The sequence below is a fragment of the Leptospira andrefontaineae genome, from assembly GCF_004770105.1.
Taxonomy (GTDB): Bacteria; Spirochaetota; Leptospiria; order Leptospirales; family Leptospiraceae; genus Leptospira_B; species Leptospira_B andrefontaineae.
Genome location: NZ_RQEY01000023.1, coordinates 69,275 through 85,464, shown reverse-complemented (window position 1 = coordinate 85,464; position 16,190 = coordinate 69,275). Strand labels below are relative to the sequence as shown.

General features: G+C 41.1%; 14 protein-coding genes. 7 read left to right on the top strand and 7 right to left on the bottom strand.

Annotated elements, in window-relative coordinates; translation table 11 throughout:
* Window positions 1-17: 17 nt before the first annotated feature.
* Entirely contained in the window at window positions 18-1,127 is a 1,110-nt protein-coding gene (locus EHO65_RS17205) for an LIC11274 family protein (RefSeq protein WP_135775782.1), read from the bottom strand.
* Between the two features lie 134 nt (window positions 1,128-1,261).
* Here EHO65_RS17205 and EHO65_RS17200 point away from each other — a divergent pair, with 134 nt between their 5' ends.
* Genes EHO65_RS17200 through EHO65_RS17185 form a run of 4 tightly spaced genes read left to right on the top strand, consistent with a single transcriptional unit; the run spans window position 1,262 to window position 5,110 of the window.
* Window positions 1,262-2,143, top strand: coding sequence for a DUF2225 domain-containing protein (locus EHO65_RS17200; protein ID WP_135755201.1), 882 nt, complete (start codon window positions 1,262-1,264; stop codon window positions 2,141-2,143).
* A gap of 56 nt (window positions 2,144-2,199) precedes the next feature.
* Complete coding sequence (truA, locus tag EHO65_RS17195; protein ID WP_135775781.1) at window positions 2,200-3,027, top strand: tRNA pseudouridine(38-40) synthase TruA; 828 nt, start codon at window positions 2,200-2,202, stop codon at window positions 3,025-3,027.
* Window positions 3,024-3,848: a hypothetical protein gene (locus EHO65_RS17190; protein ID WP_135775780.1), complete on the top strand. Its 825-nt coding sequence runs from the start codon at window positions 3,024-3,026 to the stop codon at window positions 3,846-3,848. Before truA ends, EHO65_RS17190 begins: the two co-directional genes overlap by 4 nt.
* Window positions 3,845-5,110 (top strand): LIC11270 family surface protein, encoded by a 1,266-nt coding sequence (locus tag EHO65_RS17185; protein WP_135775779.1) that lies wholly within the window; start codon window positions 3,845-3,847, stop codon window positions 5,108-5,110. Before EHO65_RS17190 ends, EHO65_RS17185 begins: the two co-directional genes overlap by 4 nt.
* Here EHO65_RS17185 and EHO65_RS17180 read toward each other — a convergent pair.
* Genes EHO65_RS17180 through EHO65_RS17165 form a run of 4 tightly spaced genes read right to left on the bottom strand, consistent with a single transcriptional unit; the run spans window position 5,107 to window position 9,538 of the window.
* Window positions 5,107-6,102 carry an adenosine kinase gene (locus tag EHO65_RS17180; RefSeq protein ID WP_135775778.1) on the bottom strand — a complete coding sequence of 332 codons (996 nt, stop codon included), beginning with the start codon at window positions 6,100-6,102 and terminating at the stop codon, window positions 5,107-5,109. The genes EHO65_RS17185 and EHO65_RS17180 overlap by 4 nt on opposite strands.
* A 36-nt stretch (window positions 6,103-6,138) precedes the next feature.
* Window positions 6,139-7,047: a 50S ribosomal protein L11 methyltransferase gene (locus EHO65_RS17175; RefSeq protein WP_135775777.1), complete on the bottom strand. Its 909-nt coding sequence runs from the start codon at window positions 7,045-7,047 to the stop codon at window positions 6,139-6,141.
* A complete protein-coding gene (locus EHO65_RS17170) occupies window positions 7,044-7,862 on the bottom strand; it encodes a PrsW family glutamic-type intramembrane protease (RefSeq protein ID WP_135775776.1) in 819 nt (272 codons plus the stop codon). The genes EHO65_RS17175 and EHO65_RS17170 overlap by 4 nt, the downstream gene beginning before the upstream one ends.
* Window positions 7,859-9,538, bottom strand: a complete 1,680-nt coding sequence (locus EHO65_RS17165) for a TonB C-terminal domain-containing protein (protein ID WP_135775775.1) — start codon at window positions 9,536-9,538, stop codon at window positions 7,859-7,861. Before EHO65_RS17165 ends, EHO65_RS17170 begins: the two co-directional genes overlap by 4 nt.
* 114 nt (window positions 9,539-9,652) lie before the next feature.
* Between EHO65_RS17165 and EHO65_RS17160 the strand changes: the two genes are divergently transcribed.
* Window positions 9,653-11,050 (top strand): glycine--tRNA ligase, encoded by a 1,398-nt coding sequence (locus EHO65_RS17160; RefSeq protein WP_135775774.1) that lies wholly within the window; start codon window positions 9,653-9,655, stop codon window positions 11,048-11,050.
* Here the strand turns inward: EHO65_RS17160 and EHO65_RS17155 are convergent, their stop codons facing one another.
* Window positions 11,051-11,866, bottom strand: a complete 816-nt coding sequence (locus tag EHO65_RS17155) for a hypothetical protein (protein WP_135775773.1) — start codon at window positions 11,864-11,866, stop codon at window positions 11,051-11,053.
* 129 nt (window positions 11,867-11,995) lie between these two features.
* On the opposite strand from EHO65_RS17155, the gene EHO65_RS17150 reads away from it, so the two are divergent.
* The gene (locus EHO65_RS17150; protein WP_167482057.1) at window positions 11,996-12,481 is read left to right on the top strand and encodes a GNAT family N-acetyltransferase; all 486 of its coding nucleotides are present in this window, start codon (window positions 11,996-11,998) and stop codon (window positions 12,479-12,481) included.
* 289 nt (window positions 12,482-12,770) lie between these two features.
* On the opposite strand, the gene EHO65_RS17145 is transcribed toward EHO65_RS17150, so the two are convergent.
* Window positions 12,771-14,885, bottom strand: a complete 2,115-nt coding sequence (locus tag EHO65_RS17145) for a sodium-translocating pyrophosphatase (RefSeq protein ID WP_135775772.1) — start codon at window positions 14,883-14,885, stop codon at window positions 12,771-12,773.
* A gap of 101 nt (window positions 14,886-14,986) precedes the next feature.
* Between EHO65_RS17145 and EHO65_RS17140 the strand changes: the two genes are divergently transcribed.
* Entirely contained in the window at window positions 14,987-16,168 is a 1,182-nt protein-coding gene (locus tag EHO65_RS17140) for a hypothetical protein (protein ID WP_135775771.1), read from the top strand.
* Window positions 16,169-16,190: the final 22 nt, after the last annotated feature.

The following is a 16,190-nucleotide window of genomic DNA, read 5'->3' as shown; positions in this document are numbered from 1 at the left end:
AGAAGAATGGAAAGATCTTATTTATTAGGTTGGCTTGCAGCTGCTGCTTGTTTTCTCTTCTGAGCTCCTGGAGGAATTTTATCTCCCAGAAGTTTTTTACGAGTCTCAGCATCCCAACGAAGATATAGTTTATTGTCGATCTCGTCATCATAAACTCTACCTAAAATATCTACGGCATCTCTACGATAATCATCCGGAATTCTTTTGTCGAATACAGGACTCATTTTATTATCTGCACGAACCAGTGGGTTAGTAGAGAAGTCATAAGTAACTCCATCTACGGAAACAACTTCACCTGGAGTGACTTCTCCGATCTCGTTACGAGTCTCTTCAGATTTTGCGTCTGATCTTTGGAGATAATAATTATCGTATGGATACTTAAGTTTGAAAATATTCATCGCATTGGATCTTGCATCCCTACAAAGATTAATCGCACCCAAATACATTTCGATACGATGTTTTCTATGTTCAGGTTGGAGTTTTTGGTGTTTCTCCAGATGTTTTTCTATCTTAAGTGCGTTATTCCTAGCTTCCTTGGCTTCTCCCAAGAATTGATAACCTAACTCCATATTTTTTTCGATGGTGTATTTATTCACCACGTAATGGAATTCTCTCGGGTTGTACATTCTGCGGGTAAAAGGAGCTTCTCTGTTCTCCTTGATGTCCGCACGGATATAACTTGTTTTTCCGTATTCCACGGAAATATCCACAAGTGCTCTATCCATAGGATTGTTTGGATTTTTCTTTTCGATCGCGGTTTTTAGGATCTCTTCTGTTCTTTCCACATACGCTTGTGAAAGTTCTTCCAGAAGAAGTTCCATTCCAAGTTGGGATTCCAAAAATCTGCGATAAGAATTTACAAAATTCCCTTCAAAGAAATACAGAAGACCTTCTTGGTACAATCTTTTTAGCTCTTTATACTTCGCGAGTCTCTCCCCATCTGCCTGGGCCTGACCCGTTCCGGAGGATTTTACCTCTCCCGGATAATTTTTTACGACAGGCTCTATCGCCCTCAAATAAGTTAAGAGCTCTATCCTCTTCTTATACGATTTCATAGAAACGGCTTCGCCGTGTAATAGAACTGGGGCGACTAACATCGCAATCATGAAAACGAGAAGTTTTTTCATTGGAGGACCTTTTCCTTAGTATCTTCCTGAGAAGACCGGGTTCAACCCGAAAATCGTGCTTTTCTTCTTAGTCTATCGGTTAGAATACGGTGAGAATTGACGCTTCCGGCTCGATTTTTCCGGAAATTCTTCGTATGACAGCAACTGCATTAGCCCAAGGCAAAAAAATCTCGTTTAGGAATAAGGAAGATACGGTCTGCCCTATCTGTAGCGAGGTCCATCAAAGGGAAAGTATGTTCCAGGGGGGAGGAAGGCTGATTGCAGGCAAACTCACCCAGGAATTACGTCGCTTATACGAAAAAAACAAGAAATTTGGCAGGGTTTCCCCGAACGATTACGTTCTTAACGTATGCCCTCGCTGTCTTTATACTGCATTTCCTAAAGATTGGTCAGGTCTGGATGCTGACGAACTCGCAAAATTGAGAGAATCCGCAGAGGTCCGCCGTAAAAACATAGAGTCCATCATGGGACCTACTGATTTTTACCAAGAAAGAAACCTGATCCTGGGAGCTGCATCTTACCTACTAGCGATAGAATGTTACCAGTCCAGAAAAGTGACAGTAGCTCCTACACCTAAAAAAGCAGTCTGTGCGGTCCGTGGTGCCTGGTACTTCGATGATGTGAACACAGAGTTTCCAGGTATGGGCTACGACAAGATCCGAGACCTTCTCTACCAAAAATCCGCGGGCTGGTACACGGACACAATGGAAATCATGCAGTCCGGTTCCGAACCAGTAGATGCCGCTTCTTATCTACTCGGACCTGATACGGACAAAAACTGGGGATTTGACGGAGTCATTTATCTTTCCGCATATCTCACAATGAAATTCAAGGAAGAACTTGCGTCGGATGCTGCTTCCAAACTGAACCTTCTCATTCGCGCCAAAAGAACTCTTTCTAGATTGTACGGTTCAGGTAAGGCTTCCAAGTCCAAACCTTCCGTCATCATTGACATGGCCAAAGAACTCTATGACGAATACAATAAGATCATAGAGGAAATGGGCGGAGAAAAATAAGAGACGTCTCTACCTTCTCCTCCTGTTGGTATTCCTTTCCAATCTCGTTCCAGACTATGATAGAAGATCCTAGAAACTATGCCCTATTGATCGAATTCGATGGTGGATGTTTTTTCGGATACCAAAGCCAGAAACAATCTCCTACCGTTCAGGAAGAAATAGAAAAAGCGTTGGAAGTCCTTCTGAAAAAACAAACCAGGATCTGGGGAGCCGGAAGAACAGACACAGGTGTCCATGCCAGGGGAATGATCGTAAATTTTAAGACGAATTCCCCTATTCCGAACCTGTCGAAGTTCCTACTCGGAATGAATGCACTCACCGACCGGGGTCTGGCTATCCATGAGATTACGGAAGTTCCGCTAAACTTTAACTCTCAATTTTCCTGTACTGCAAGAGAATACGAATACCTTTTAGTGAACGCAAGGTTCCCAAGACCAGTTTGGAAAAACAGAGCATTTTGGTACCAACATCGGATTGACGTTTCCCGCTTAAGAGAAGAACTGGAACTACTAAAGGGAGAGCATGACTTTAGAAGTCTGGCAAAAGCCACTTCGATGCGGAACCGCAGGAGCACTACTCGGGTCATTTATGATGCGAGCCTTTTAGAAAGTGAAGAAGAGCCCGGACTTCTTCGTTTACGGATCAAGGCAAACGGTTTCCTCCATAATATGGTCCGGATCTTAACTGGAACACTTTTTGAAATAGCGATAGAGAAGCGCAAAGAGACGAATATATTGAAAATACTTTCTTCCAAAGATAGAACCATAGCAGGGATCACTCTCCCCCCTTACGGATTGTATTTTCTAAAAGCGTACTACGATTCTTATCCTGAGATAGATCGAATGTACCAAAGCAGAAAAGAATTCGGCGGGGTTCCTAGATGAAAAAACTTCTGCCGATCGCATTTTTACTTTTTCCTTGGGCACAGACATTCTCTTATCCGGACCAAGTGGATAATAAGGCTGTAAAATATATGGGAGGAAACCCTGTTTCTCCTCCTATGGATTTTAATAAGATTGGGAATAGTTTTAAGAATGGAGAATTGATCCTTGCACAAGCAGGCGGAAATCTACCTTCTTCCGGACTTACTCGTTCTGAAAAAAGAGACAGTACCAGCGAAGATGAAGAATTAGAAGAAGAACTTCCTACATTCTACGATAATAGAAAACCTGAAATTGGAGCATGGGTTGGAGCTTCTAACCCATTTCCTGGATCTGAAGCTCAGAAATATTTAGATACCACTTTAGGCGGTGGATTCTTTTATAGGGTTCCTTGGCCTTGGATCTTTTATGTAGAAGTGGGGGCCTCTTATTCCAACTACTTATCCAGGTCGGAAAGGGCTCTGACCACCATCCCGGTTTATTCTGCACTTTGTTATAAACTTCCTTTCGAACTTCCGATCACATTTATGCTAAAGGCCGGATTCGGAGAAACCTATGTGGTTGCAAGGCCGGCAAACACTTCCCGCTGGAATGATACTTTATTCGCAGGATTTGAGGCAAGTTTCGTAGCAGGTAAGAAGTTACGGATCGGGATCCGACTCGATTATAATAAAATTTATGAATCAGATTTAAATTCACCTGCGGAAACAAAATATCCTTACGTAGGTCCTAGTGTAGATCCTCGATTAAGTAACCCGTATTACTATAATAAAGTGGATACAGAATTTTTCCATTTCGGTTTAATGGTGAGTGTATTCTTATGATTTCCAAAGCGAATCGGTTTCTATGTCTTTCTTCCTTTTTGCTGGCTTTCTTTTCAGATTGTAAAGTAGGTCATTGGGAAGGAAACGCAACTGACTATCCCGTAATCAGCACCTTATTCAATAATAGAATGTTACTTCTAATGAAAGGTACCTACGCTACAGACAACCCTTTAGAATTTTCTGAATACAATAACGGGACCGGAAATGTGTATCAAGATCCTGCAGGAGATCCTGCATTCAATCTATCTGGTCTTCCTAAAATGGCAAATCTTCCTATTTATATTGATATAGGTGAGATCCGTATTTCCTCCAAATACCAAGATGGTCTAAACAATCTTTCTCAAATCAGAACTGTCGCGGCTGCAAAAGCTTTCTGGGATAATATTGCTCCGAACAGAGAAGTGTATTGCACCCAACCTTATACATTGAATGCAAACACCTGCCGATCTCTGAATGGTGAATTCAAAATGGTCCAGTTCTTAAATGGAGAAGGAGCCGAATTCCCTTCCAACGATCCTACTTCCGGAACTAGCACCGGAGCCGCGAGCCAGTATTATTATACAGGAACTTATATCCGTTCTTTAGTTACCGGTTGGGGAAATTCTCCAGGTGTGGACCTCACAAAGGTAACCTTCTTTGATAACTATGGTGTGTATGGATTTAATATAGTTCCAAGGATAGCTTATGCGGCAGGAACTACCGACAAATCAGGTTATCCATTAATATTTCCTCTTCTTTATTCGGTTCAACCGGGAGAAGCGGATATGGATTTTAAACCTGGATATGAACCTTATATTTTTGAAGTAAGAATGAACCTTAAGGAAAACTTAATGGTTCACTCAATTAAAGCTGCAGACGGAAGTACTGCCGCGACCTTAATCTCCATTAGTGATTGGAAAACAAAACATGGCGGTCAAACCGATATGGGTGGAGGAATTTTGACCAGATCCAGGGCAATTTATCCAAGTGGAGCGTCTTCTTTGGCGATCACAGGTGGCTCCGGAAATTTAACTCATTACTTTGCAGTTTTCAGAGCGGGTGAAACGGATATTCTAACAAAACTTCCTTTAGCTGCCACTCCTGCAAGAAACGGAACAGTAACGATCAAATATATCAATCCTGGAACTCATAAACTATATTGTCTTTCGGACACTAGCTATGTGGACGGTTTTCCAGATACGATAGTAGGAACTCCGCTCACATTTTCCGTTCCGGAGAACGGAAACATGAGCACGATCCCTTTGAGTTACTCTTGTCCTTAAACTTTTCCTAATATCTCTTCCTGTCTTCCCATAAGTCTGACAGAAAGTCTAGGTCCGATCTCCTGCACGATCCTGGATGCAACGTAATTTCCCCATCTTGCTGCATTTTCAGGAGAAAATCCGTGGGTCAATCCGTAGAGCACTCCTGCAGCAAAACAATCCCCTGCTCCGGTAGTATCCAATAAATTCTGAGCAGGAAATCCGCCGATATGGCCGATTGTCCCATTTACTGAAACGAATGCCCCATTAGAACCGTCCGTCATCATCACATTTTTACAAATGGAAGAGATAAATTTTAATGAATCTTCTTTAGATTCAGTAGCAGCGAGTGCTTTTGCTTCTTCTGCATTACAAAAAACTAAATCACAATATTCTTTTGTAAGTTTTAGAAAATCTTCTCTGGAACGATTCACGCAGAATGGATCGCTAAAAGTAAATGCTACCTTTACCCCAGCCTTTTTAGATTCTTCCATAGCAAGTAGACAAGCTTCCTTGGTAGAAGGTCCGTCCCAAAGATATCCTTCTACATAACTATAAGAAGAAACCTTCAGTTTGTCTAAATCCAAATCTTGTTTGGTCAAAGTGGAAGAAATCCCAAGATGAGTAAGCATCGTTCTCTCTGCATCAGGAGTGGTGAGAATTACGCAGGTTCCTGTATGTCCATCTTTAGAAGGAGGAACTTCGAATAAGATCCCAGCCTTCTCCATATCTTGTTTGTAAAATTCTCCGTAAGTGTCCTCGCTTACTTTTCCGGTATAAGTTCCAGTTCCGCCTGAATTTGCGAGAGCGATCATGGTATTTGCTGCGCTTCCACCTGATCTTAATTCTTTTTTATGTCCGTCTAAAGCGGTAAGAACCCCACCCTGCACTTCCGCATCCACCAAGGTCATAATCCCTTTGTTCCAACCCATTTTTTGTAAAAAAGAATCTTCGGTAGGGATTAGAATATCCACAAGTGCATTCCCTATTCCGAATACGTCGTAATGTCTCATTTTTTCTCCGATATTAAATATTAATAAAACGTTATACTATTTGCGAGTCCATTCTATCAGTTCCCAACCGTTCCAGGAGGTCTCATATAAAGATCTACCTCCTACTTGGGAAGATAGAAGTTCCAGGAATTCTTCTTTTCTTTCCGTGATCACTCCACTGAATAAAAAATGATCCGTATGAAGTCCTGCGATCTTTTCCATATTCGCCTTTAAGACTGCAAATGTGATATTAGCCACGCATAGATCGAATTTTTCGGTAGAAACTTGCGGATGATCGAATCCACCCTCTTCCACCACTAAAACTTCCGGAGAAATCCCGTTCTCATCTCTATTAAATGATGAAGAACGCACGGCATTCGGATCTATATCCACTGCGATAATTTTAGAAGCGTCTAATTTTGCCGCTGCCACGGATAAAATCCCCGATCCGGCGCCGATATCCGCGACCTTTTTTCCTTTCAGATCGATGGCGCCTAACCTAGATAAAACCAAACGAGTGGTTTCATGATGTCCTGTTCCGAAAGCAAGCCCAGGATTGATATATACCGGGAGCGAATCTTTTTGTTCTAATTTTTTATTTTTTTCCCAATCTTCTTTCTCCCAGGTAGGCACCACCCAAAAAACTCCGACTGAAAATGGTTTATAAAATTCTTTATAAGCTTCTTCGTATTCTTTCGTTTCTATCCATCTGGATTCTGCAAAAGAATCTTCCGGAGCAACTGTCTGCAGATAGATCCAAATTTTGGCTTCGGATTGAACATCGTCTTCTGCCAAATACACCCTTATAGGAGTATTATCGGATATAATTTCTTCTCCAGGTTTTCTGGGTTCTTCTCTATCGAATAGTATCTCGTAATATCCTGCTACCTGCCACTCGTCCAAGTACGCGGAAAATTCTTCCGCAAAATCTTTCGGAATGGAAACTCTGATCTCTTTGTATTTCAACGGATTATCTCTGGAACCGATTGGGAGGCTTTTTCCCTGCGAGGTTTTTCTTTAGGTAATTTATAAACTTCTTCTTCGGAACTTATTTCTTTTTCTATTTTATGAATTTCTTCTTTCATAAAGACTCTTCTGTCTTTCACGATCCAGACCCAGATACCTACGAAGAGTGCAGTCGCTGCCCAATGTCCAAATCTCCCTACTGGGATCACAAAAAAGTCGAATAGTCCATGTTGGACTACTGCAAGTAAAAATCCCGCAAGAATGTACCAATACTTTTCCGGGAATTGTCTTTTATTACTTTTGATCAGACAAAGTGCAAAACAAAGATTAATAAGCAAATGTGCATTCGAAGATTTCAAGGTTCTTAAGATAAAAGTATGGATCCTATCATCTTCTTTCGCGATTAGAATATAATGATAATTCTCTATCCCGGCAAAACCTAAAGCTACAAATCCACCTACTAAAAAAGTTTCCGGAAGAAATTCCTTCTTCTTCCAATCATAAGCTAAGACTAAAGACAGAGAAACAATCAGAATGGATTTACATAACTCTTCCATCATTCCCGCCTTTACGAATGCTAAAAATGCGGTTTGAGAAAGAATTGATTTTGCTACTTTCGCCTTGATCTCAGTTTCAGGCCAGATCCAAGCGCTCGCTCTTAGAACCAGCTCAGTAGAGATCCAACCTAAAAGTAAGGCAAAGAATATTATAAAAAAGAAACGTTTTTCTCTACCAGTATTAGGCTGGGTATAGATGAGATAAAATCCCCAAGGAAAAATACTTGCGATCGCAAGGAGAATTATTTCTAAACTCATAATTCCTCCATATAACGGCCGTCGAACATATTCACAAGTTCCTGTTGTAAAGGAGTCGGCATCGCCTTAGCATCCAAAGGTCCATTCCAGAAAAGTTCAGTCACTCTGATATAACCTTTGGTTCCGGGAGGAGGCATCATAGGAGATAAATTCTCTATCAATTCTAAAGTTCTTTGGTCTTGCTCGGGATAAGGAGAATTTTGTACAAGTTCCACATCCACAACGTCTCCATCCGGAGTGATCGTATAAGCTACAACGCAGGAATAATTTCGAGGAGCACTTCTCCAATAATCCATAAAGGATTCAAAAGTTCTCATCTTTGCAGAGATATAATTTGAATATGTAGGAGGAAGTTTCTTACCCTTAATCTTCTTAACTTCTCCCTTTACTCTTCCCTCGTCAGAAGGTTTTTCCTCGGGGATTTTTTCACCTTGATTACTGTTTGGTGTATCCGTTCCGGTGATTACCCCACCATTCAGTCCTTTCACTTCGTCGGGAAGGTTCGGATCAATAAAATAGAATTCGGCATGATTCTCGGGTGTAAAATGATCCGTAGGTCTGGATTTACTCTCCTTTTGGAAAGCGATCGTGGTAGGCATAAGTAGGATCAGGCAAATCACTATCAAGTGAACTAAAACGCTTAGTCCAAGATTGTTCTCAAAACCAGGACTCAAACCCAAAAGAGGCGTTTTGGATTGAAAGGATCTTCTGAGCAACCAACCGGAAAACACATTAATTAAAACTAATGTAGTTAGGATCGCGGACCAAATCCAGAAAGAAGAAGCTACTTCAAAAAACTTTTTATCAGAAAGCCCGGGTTTCAAACCTAAACTTGCCAAAAAGCGGATCCCCAAAGCGGGCTCCCACCAGGAAAAAAAGAATGTTGCGAATAATAATAGTCCGAGCAAATACACGAAAAGGATCGGAAATCCTTTCCACAACCGTCCTGTGTAAATATGGCCCCAACCTGCCAAGATCACATCTCTTACTTTTGCGTTCTTACGTTTCCTAGATGAAGCAGGAAGATCACCTTCTTCATCTGCAAATGAATCTCTGGTCTGTCTTACAAACCAGGCCCAAGGTCTACGGAATAAGAAAAATGGCCTTTTACCAGATAGAAGTTCTGCCAGTCCAATTGCAGTAAAAAAGAAGATCCAAACACTTTCCGAGAAGACAGCAAACGTTGCCATCTTCGCCCGAAAGGTATCAGAATATGTTAAATAATGAGTAAATAGAATTAAACAGAAAACTGTTAGAAAAACCAGGACTGGATTTAAGATAAGAGGTCTTGCATCTCCCGGTTTTAATTTTTCCCGAATATGTTTTGCCTGCAGAAAAAATACCGCGAGGCCCATAAAAAACATCAGAGTGAGGACTGTGAACCCGAACGCACTTGGATCTTCCGAACTAAGTAGAACGAATACTGAAAATATCTCTTCCGCTTTTGGAAAAATTAAAAATAGAAGTTCTAAAGAGAATAAAAATAGTCCCAGAACGATTTGTAGAAAAACGGAATGGAATGCCGGCCTAAGGACCCTATCCTCTTTAGGAAATAGGAAGATGACTCCCAAAGGAAAAAAGATCCCGAACCCAATCATGGAAATGGGAGAGGTCCAAGAGAGAAAATTGATCCCCCAAAAGACTAGTTTTTCCTTCTGCGAAATTTCCTTTTTCATTCCGAATATCCTTGTCCATTGGACCCTAGCTTGTTCCGGAAGCAAACAAGAATTGAAGGAATTCCTACGAATTTAATACTTTATCATGAATCCTATTCGAGAATCCTTGGACCTATGGAGAAAAAAGAAACCCTAGATTCCTCTCTCAAGGATATTGTATCCGTTTGTAAAAGAAGAGGATTTGTTTATCCCGGATCTGAAATTTACGGAGGACTTTCCAATACCTTCGACTATGGCCCTTACGGAGCCGAACTTCTCCATAACTTAAAAAGACTCTGGTGGAAACATTTTGTCCACTTAAGAGAAGACGTTGTCGGACTGGATTCTTCTATCCTTCTCAACCCAAAAGTATGGGAAGCATCCGGACACGTTTCTAATTTTAACGACCCACTCATCGATTGTAAAAATTGTAAGACTCGGATCAGAGCGGACAAATTTTTGGAAGACCAAAAAGGAGAAGGTGCCGCCACAGGATTGACCCTGGAAAAAATGAACGAGGTCATCAAGGCAGGAAACTTTGCCTGTCCGAATTGTGGTAATAGAGGAACATTCACTGAAGCCAGAGACTTCAACCTAATGTTCAAAACTTCTCATGGAGCTTCCGCAGAAGATTCACAGGATATTTACCTTCGCCCGGAAACTGCCCAAGGTATTTTTATCAATTTTAAGAACGTTATTTCAACTACTAGAAATAAGATCCCGTTTGGGATAGCTCAGATCGGAAAATCTTTCCGTAACGAGATTATGGCAAGGCAGTTCGTTTTCCGTACCAGAGAATTCGAACAAATGGAGATGGAATTCTTCTGCGAGCCAGGAACTCAAAAAGAATGGTTCTCTCATTGGGTGGATTATTGCCTTAAGTTCTTAACGGATCATGTAGGTTTAAAAAAAGAAAACTTAAAGATCAGAGAACATGAGAAAGAAGAACTTTCCTTTTATAGCGAGGCCACTTCCGATATCGAATACAAATATGGATTCGGATGGGGAGAACTTTGGGGAATCGCTTCCAGAACGGATTATGATCTTTCCCAACATGAAAAATTTTCCGGAGAAGATCTGAAATACCAAGACCAAGCTGCAAACAAAAAGTATGTACCTTATGTTGTAGAACCTGCACTCGGTTTGAACAGATTATTCTTAGCAGTTGTTTCGGATGCTTACGCAGAAGAAAAACTTGCAGACGGAGAAACAAGAACAGTTCTTCGTTTTGCTCCTCAGGTAGCTCCAGTTAAGATCGGGATTTTTCCTCTTATGAAAAAAGACGGACTTCCTGAACTTGCAAAATCGATTTATACAAATCTATCTTCTTTAGGGAATTTAGAATATGATGAAGGCGGTGCTATTGGAAAAAGATACCGCAGGCAAGACGAGATCGGAACACCTTATTGTATCACAGTAGATTATGATTCTTTAACGGACAAATCGGTTACTGTAAGAGAAAGAGACAGTATGTCCCAAGAAAGAGTCGCAATCGATTCTTTGAAGTCTTATTTTGCGAATAAGATACTTTGATCAAGGATTGTAGTTTCGAATATCGTCTCTACATTCTTGCCCGAAAATCAAAGGACTTGCCGGGCTGAAAGTTTCGACTTTGGTACCGCTTAAAGCCCAAAACATTCCACAGGATTCATTAGTGCAATGATTTCCATGTTCTTTGTCTTGGTGAGATGAATATAATGGAATTCCCGCATTCACAAGCCCAAGTGCATGCCCAAGCTCATGTGTCACAGTTATTTGTTCAGCCTTTTCCACTTTATCCGGTGAGATAGAATCAAATTGATCTATCATATCCTTGAATACGAAAATCACCGGAGGACCAATTCCTAAAATTCCGGAAACTGTAACCGCAATCACGCCAGGCGCATCTGCCAACTGTCCTCTTACATACATAATAAAGAAACTAGTAGATTGAAAATCAGAAGTTCTTTTTCTATATTTAGGTACGAGACCTAAAAGTTGGTTCACACTCCAACTTGATCTGTTCTGATTTGGGATCTCATTCATCTCGGAAAGATCAGTAGGCACGGTAACTGCAACCGAGTAACCTCTGTCAGCAAAAACATCCTGCAAATTACTATCAGTCACACTCCAAATATTGGAACCGCCGATCGCATAATTCCCAGTAAAAGGTTCTGCATCTGTTTCGTAAGCAACTTCCAGATCTACCGACCTGACCGTAGAAAAATAAACGGAAGAACGATCCGGATCCGTTAGAATCAGATAATCCAAAGCGATATATCCCAAAACCGCAGGTGGTAATTCTGATTTACCGTTTTCACAATTGATAAATGAGAAGAAGGAAAGAATTATAAGTGCTCGAAAGATCATTTTGCCTTCGTATTTAATAACAAACGGAATCGTTTCTTTTTTTATTTATTTATGAAAAGAAGAGAAACTTCTCCTCTCTTTTATAAAAAATACTCCACAAACTTCGCTCATTTGCAAAGTTTTATTTTAATGCCTGAGAAACTTTTGGAGATAAAACCAATCCTCCCCCAAAATAGGGAGGCTGCCATTGAATTGGTAAATCAATTTTTTAGAATGGTCAATAAACTCCCTTTAGATGGAATTTTCAAGATCCGTCCTAGAGCCGCTGCCAAAATGGTGGATATATATCTAAAACTCAGAGCAACGGACAAAGTACTATTTATCGGCGGATTCATAGACGAAGAACTTGTTTCACTTCTGATCGCAAGAGTGGAAGAAAAGCCATATCTCATTGAGGAGAAGAACTTATTCATAGACCTGGCCATTACCAAACAGGGTAAAAGAAAGTCCGGTTATATGAAACCTCTCGTAGACGAAACCTTTCGTTACGCGAAAGAAAAAGGGATCTTAGCCATAGAATTAAGAGCGATTTCCGAGAATGAAGGAGCAGTAGAATTTTGGAAGAAAATGGGATTCGATCCTTTTTATGTACGATTCAGGAAATCTGTGGAATAGGCACAGAGTTTTAGAGAGACCCAGAGTTAAGTTCACACAGAGGCACAAAGACACGGAGAATATATTAGCGATGTTGGAACTCCAACGTAGAAATAAAGACAACCCCCACCCTGCATAGGGATTGGGGGGAGTGGCTCGTGGGAGAGCGCGTTCTCCTTATCACAAAATCCGACTTCTGTCAATAAAATCCTACTCTTCAAATCTATGTAGGAATTCCAACATGCCGCACTTTAAATAAAAAAGGGACCCTTTCGGATCCCTTTTTCTATTTTAGAATTTTAGAAAATTCTTATTGGAACAAACGAAGCAATAATCCGCCATGTTGCACGAAAAATTCTGCAAACACTAAGCTTGTAATCGCCATCAATTTAATCAAAATATTGATAGAAGGACCGGAAGTATCTTTTAAAGGATCTCCTACGGTATCTCCCACAACTGCAGCCTTGTGTTGGTCTGAACCTTTTCCACCGGCAGCTTTTTCGATATATTTTTTAGCATTGTCCCAGCCGCCACCGGAGTTTGCAGAAGAGATTGCAAGAACCACACCTGCTACTAATGCTCCAGCTAAAACACCAGACAAAGACTTAATTCCGAACAAGTAACCTACTACGATCGGAGTTAAAAGAACTAAAAGTCCAGGAAGGATCATTTCTCTTAAAGCCGCAGTGGTGGAAATATCCACACATCTTTTGTAATCAGGCTTTGCTTTTCCTTCCATGATCCCTGGGATCTCGCGGAATTGTTTTCTAACTTCTTCTACCATGTCTACAGCAGCTTTACCCACTGATTTCATAGTCATTGCAGTGAAAACGAATGGAAGCATTGCTCCGAAAAGTAATCCACCGAAAACTTCTGCGTCTAAGATGTCCAGACCGGTAGTTTTAGTTCTGGTGATAAATGCGGCAAACAATGCCAAGGAAGTCAGAGCAGCAGAACCGATCGCAAAACCTTTACCGATAGCAGCAGTGGTATTACCGGCTGCATCTAAGGTATCTGTACGATTACGAACTTCTTTTCCGAGTTCCGCCATCTCAGCGATACCGCCCGCGTTATCCGAAACCGGACCGTAAGCATCGATAGTCAAACCGATAGCGATTGTGGAAATCATCCCGAGAGCAGCAATTGCGATCCCGTACATCCCCGCCAAAATATTCGCAGTAACGATTGTAATAACAAGTAGGATCACAGGAACCACAGAACTTTGGTAACCTAATGCAAGTCCGTAGATGATGTTTGTAGCAGCTCCAGTTTTAGAAGCGTCTACAACTTCTCTTACAGGTTTATAAGAATGAGAAGTATAATACTCAGTGATCAAACCGATGAACATACCGGAGAACAGACCCACGATCAATGAAATGTATACATTCCATTTCCCGATTGTTTTGCCTGCGATCTCGAAAGAATCCACCATGTATTTATCAGTTACAAAATACATGATCGCACCAACGATTAGAGTAGAAACCCAAAGTTGGATCTTTAACACCTTCTCCACATTTCCTCCTTCTTTTACAGAAGCAATGAAGGAAGTTAAAAGAGAAGCTGGGATCCCGAAAGCAGAGATCAAAAGTGGATATAAAAGAGCGTCAGTATTTCCGGAAAGAGCAGTAGCAGTCGCACCGATCACAAGAGCGGCACAAGTAGCCTCAGCACAGGAACCAAAAAGGTCAGCACCCATACCGGCAACGTCACCTACGTTATCTCCTACGTTATCAGCGATAGTCGCAGGGTTTCTAGGATCATCCTCAGGGATTCCCTTCTCTACTTTACCAACTAAGTCAGCACCAACGTCAGCAGCCTTAGTGTAAATCCCGCCACCCACTCTTCCGAAAAGAGCCACAGCAGAACCACCCAGACCGAAACCAGCCAAAGCTTCCATTAGGAAAAGAGTTCCTACGTTTTGGAATAAATGAGTATAAAGTTGGAAAAGCCCGATCATACCGGAAACAGCAAGACCAACCAGCCCGAATCCCATTACCGCGCCAGAATCAAAAGCGACTCTGAATGCCTTGGTCATGGAAGTTTTAGCTGCTTGAGCAGTACGAACGTTTCCGATGGTCGCGATCTTCATTCCGATAAAACCGGAAAGACAGGAGATCAGTGCTCCTGATACGAAAGCGATCGCAGTAAACAACCCGTCGTTAAAATCCGGAGTTTCCGGATTGTCCAAAAGGAAGAAGATCAGAACTGCCATAAAGGCGATAAAAAGAGAGATGGTCTTGTATTCTCTTATGAGAAAAGCCATAGCTCCTTCGGAGATTGCGGAAGAAATTTCGATCAATTTCTTGGATTCTTGGTCTTTTCCGCCCTCAGTTCCGATTTGGATCCTGGTGACCTTTAATGCGTAAACAACGGCGGTCAAAATAGCCAGGAAGGCAAAAGCCAGAATAATGGTTACCGAATTCATTCAGGGAAACCTCTTGTTTTTTTTTAAAATTTCCGATGGATTAAAAAGATGGGAACTGTGTTTGCCAAAGTTAAGGAGAAGACCGCAGAGGGCTGCCACTGATGAGACGTACACTTTCCATTTGGTTCTTTTTAGTTATTTGCACTATAAAATCGGTCCTGGCCTTGAGTTCAACCTTTTCTTGGGAAGAGCTGATCCAGCAGGCATCAGAAGAGGCTTTAAGGGGAAGATACCAACAAGCGTTAGAAAAATTACAGATCGCTGACGAAACTGGAGAACCCAGAGACTTCCGTTACTATTGGATTTTAGGAAAATCCCAAAAAGGAAAGGGAGAAGAATTAGAAGCCCTCAAATCTTACGAAACAAGCCTTAGATTAAATCCGGACCAAACCAAATTATTGGAAGAAATGACGGATCTGTACGATTCACTCAGATTTCCAGACAAGGCACTAAACACTGCTCGGGTAATATTATCCAGAGATCCGGAAAATAGAAATCTCAGATACAAGGCATTATTGTGGGCATCTCGTATCGGAGATATTGAATATTATAAAGCAACTTTAAAAGAATTAGAATCTTCCAATCCATACCTAGCGGAAGAACAAGCTCTATTAGATGAGATCTCAGTTTTCCAAAAATCGGGAAAAATAGAAGACTCCATTGCAAGATGTAAAAGATTCCTCCCCTTCTTTCCCAGAAATAAAAACCTGCATAGACTTTGTATCTTATCTTATAAATCCAAAGATTCCGGCATGTATGAAGAAGGATTACTCGAAAGAGCGAATATCTTTAGGGACGAACCTATCTTTCATCATATCTTAAGTATGGAATATTTGGACCAGAGAAGATTTGTAGAATCCTCGGCATTAGCGAGAAGAGCACTCTTACTTTCTCTCAGAAAAAATCTTTTCCCTGACAAGGACTACCTTCTTCCTTTAAGAAGATATTATATACAAATCGGATCTGATTCAGGGATTTTAGGAACCGAACTGTTAGAAGAGATCATTCGCAACAAAAAAAGCCCAAGTATAGAAGAATGGAACGTACTACTCAAACATTCATCTTTCAGTTGGGAAGTATTAGCATTCGCACTTAGATCAGTCGCGGAAACGGAGCCGGAAGAATCTGCACTTATCATTTCTAAAGAATGGAAAGACATGTATAAAAATCTAAAAGCGGGAGAACTGGAGAAGGACCTTTCCAGATATGCAGGACCTTATAGCTTGGACAAAACTTTTCAATTCTATTTGGAAACCGGTTATTCTCTTGCAGAAACAGAATAAGTCCCTTTAATAAAATCCTTGC

Coding starts and splice junctions, on each gene's coding strand:
- EHO65_RS17205 (WP_135775782.1), bottom strand. CDS start 1,127: ATGAAAAAACTTCTCGTTTTCATGATTGCGATGTTAGTCGCCCCAGTT.
- EHO65_RS17200 (WP_135755201.1), top strand. CDS start 1,262: ATGACAGCAACTGCATTAGCCCAAGGCAAAAAAATCTCGTTTAGGAAT.
- truA (WP_135775781.1), top strand. CDS start 2,200: ATGATAGAAGATCCTAGAAACTATGCCCTATTGATCGAATTCGATGGT.
- EHO65_RS17190 (WP_135775780.1), top strand. CDS start 3,024: ATGAAAAAACTTCTGCCGATCGCATTTTTACTTTTTCCTTGGGCACAG.
- EHO65_RS17185 (WP_135775779.1), top strand. CDS start 3,845: ATGATTTCCAAAGCGAATCGGTTTCTATGTCTTTCTTCCTTTTTGCTG.
- EHO65_RS17180 (WP_135775778.1), bottom strand. CDS start 6,102: ATGAGACATTACGACGTATTCGGAATAGGGAATGCACTTGTGGATATT.
- EHO65_RS17170 (WP_135775776.1), bottom strand. CDS start 7,862: ATGAGTTTAGAAATAATTCTCCTTGCGATCGCAAGTATTTTTCCTTGG.
- EHO65_RS17165 (WP_135775775.1), bottom strand. CDS start 9,538: ATGAAAAAGGAAATTTCGCAGAAGGAAAAACTAGTCTTTTGGGGGATC.
- EHO65_RS17160 (WP_135775774.1), top strand. CDS start 9,653: ATGGAGAAAAAAGAAACCCTAGATTCCTCTCTCAAGGATATTGTATCC.
- EHO65_RS17155 (WP_135775773.1), bottom strand. CDS start 11,866: ATGATCTTTCGAGCACTTATAATTCTTTCCTTCTTCTCATTTATCAAT.
- EHO65_RS17150 (WP_167482057.1), top strand. CDS start 11,996: ATGCCTGAGAAACTTTTGGAGATAAAACCAATCCTCCCCCAAAATAGG.
- EHO65_RS17145 (WP_135775772.1), bottom strand. CDS start 14,885: ATGAATTCGGTAACCATTATTCTGGCTTTTGCCTTCCTGGCTATTTTG.
- EHO65_RS17140 (WP_135775771.1), top strand. CDS start 14,987: ATGAGACGTACACTTTCCATTTGGTTCTTTTTAGTTATTTGCACTATA.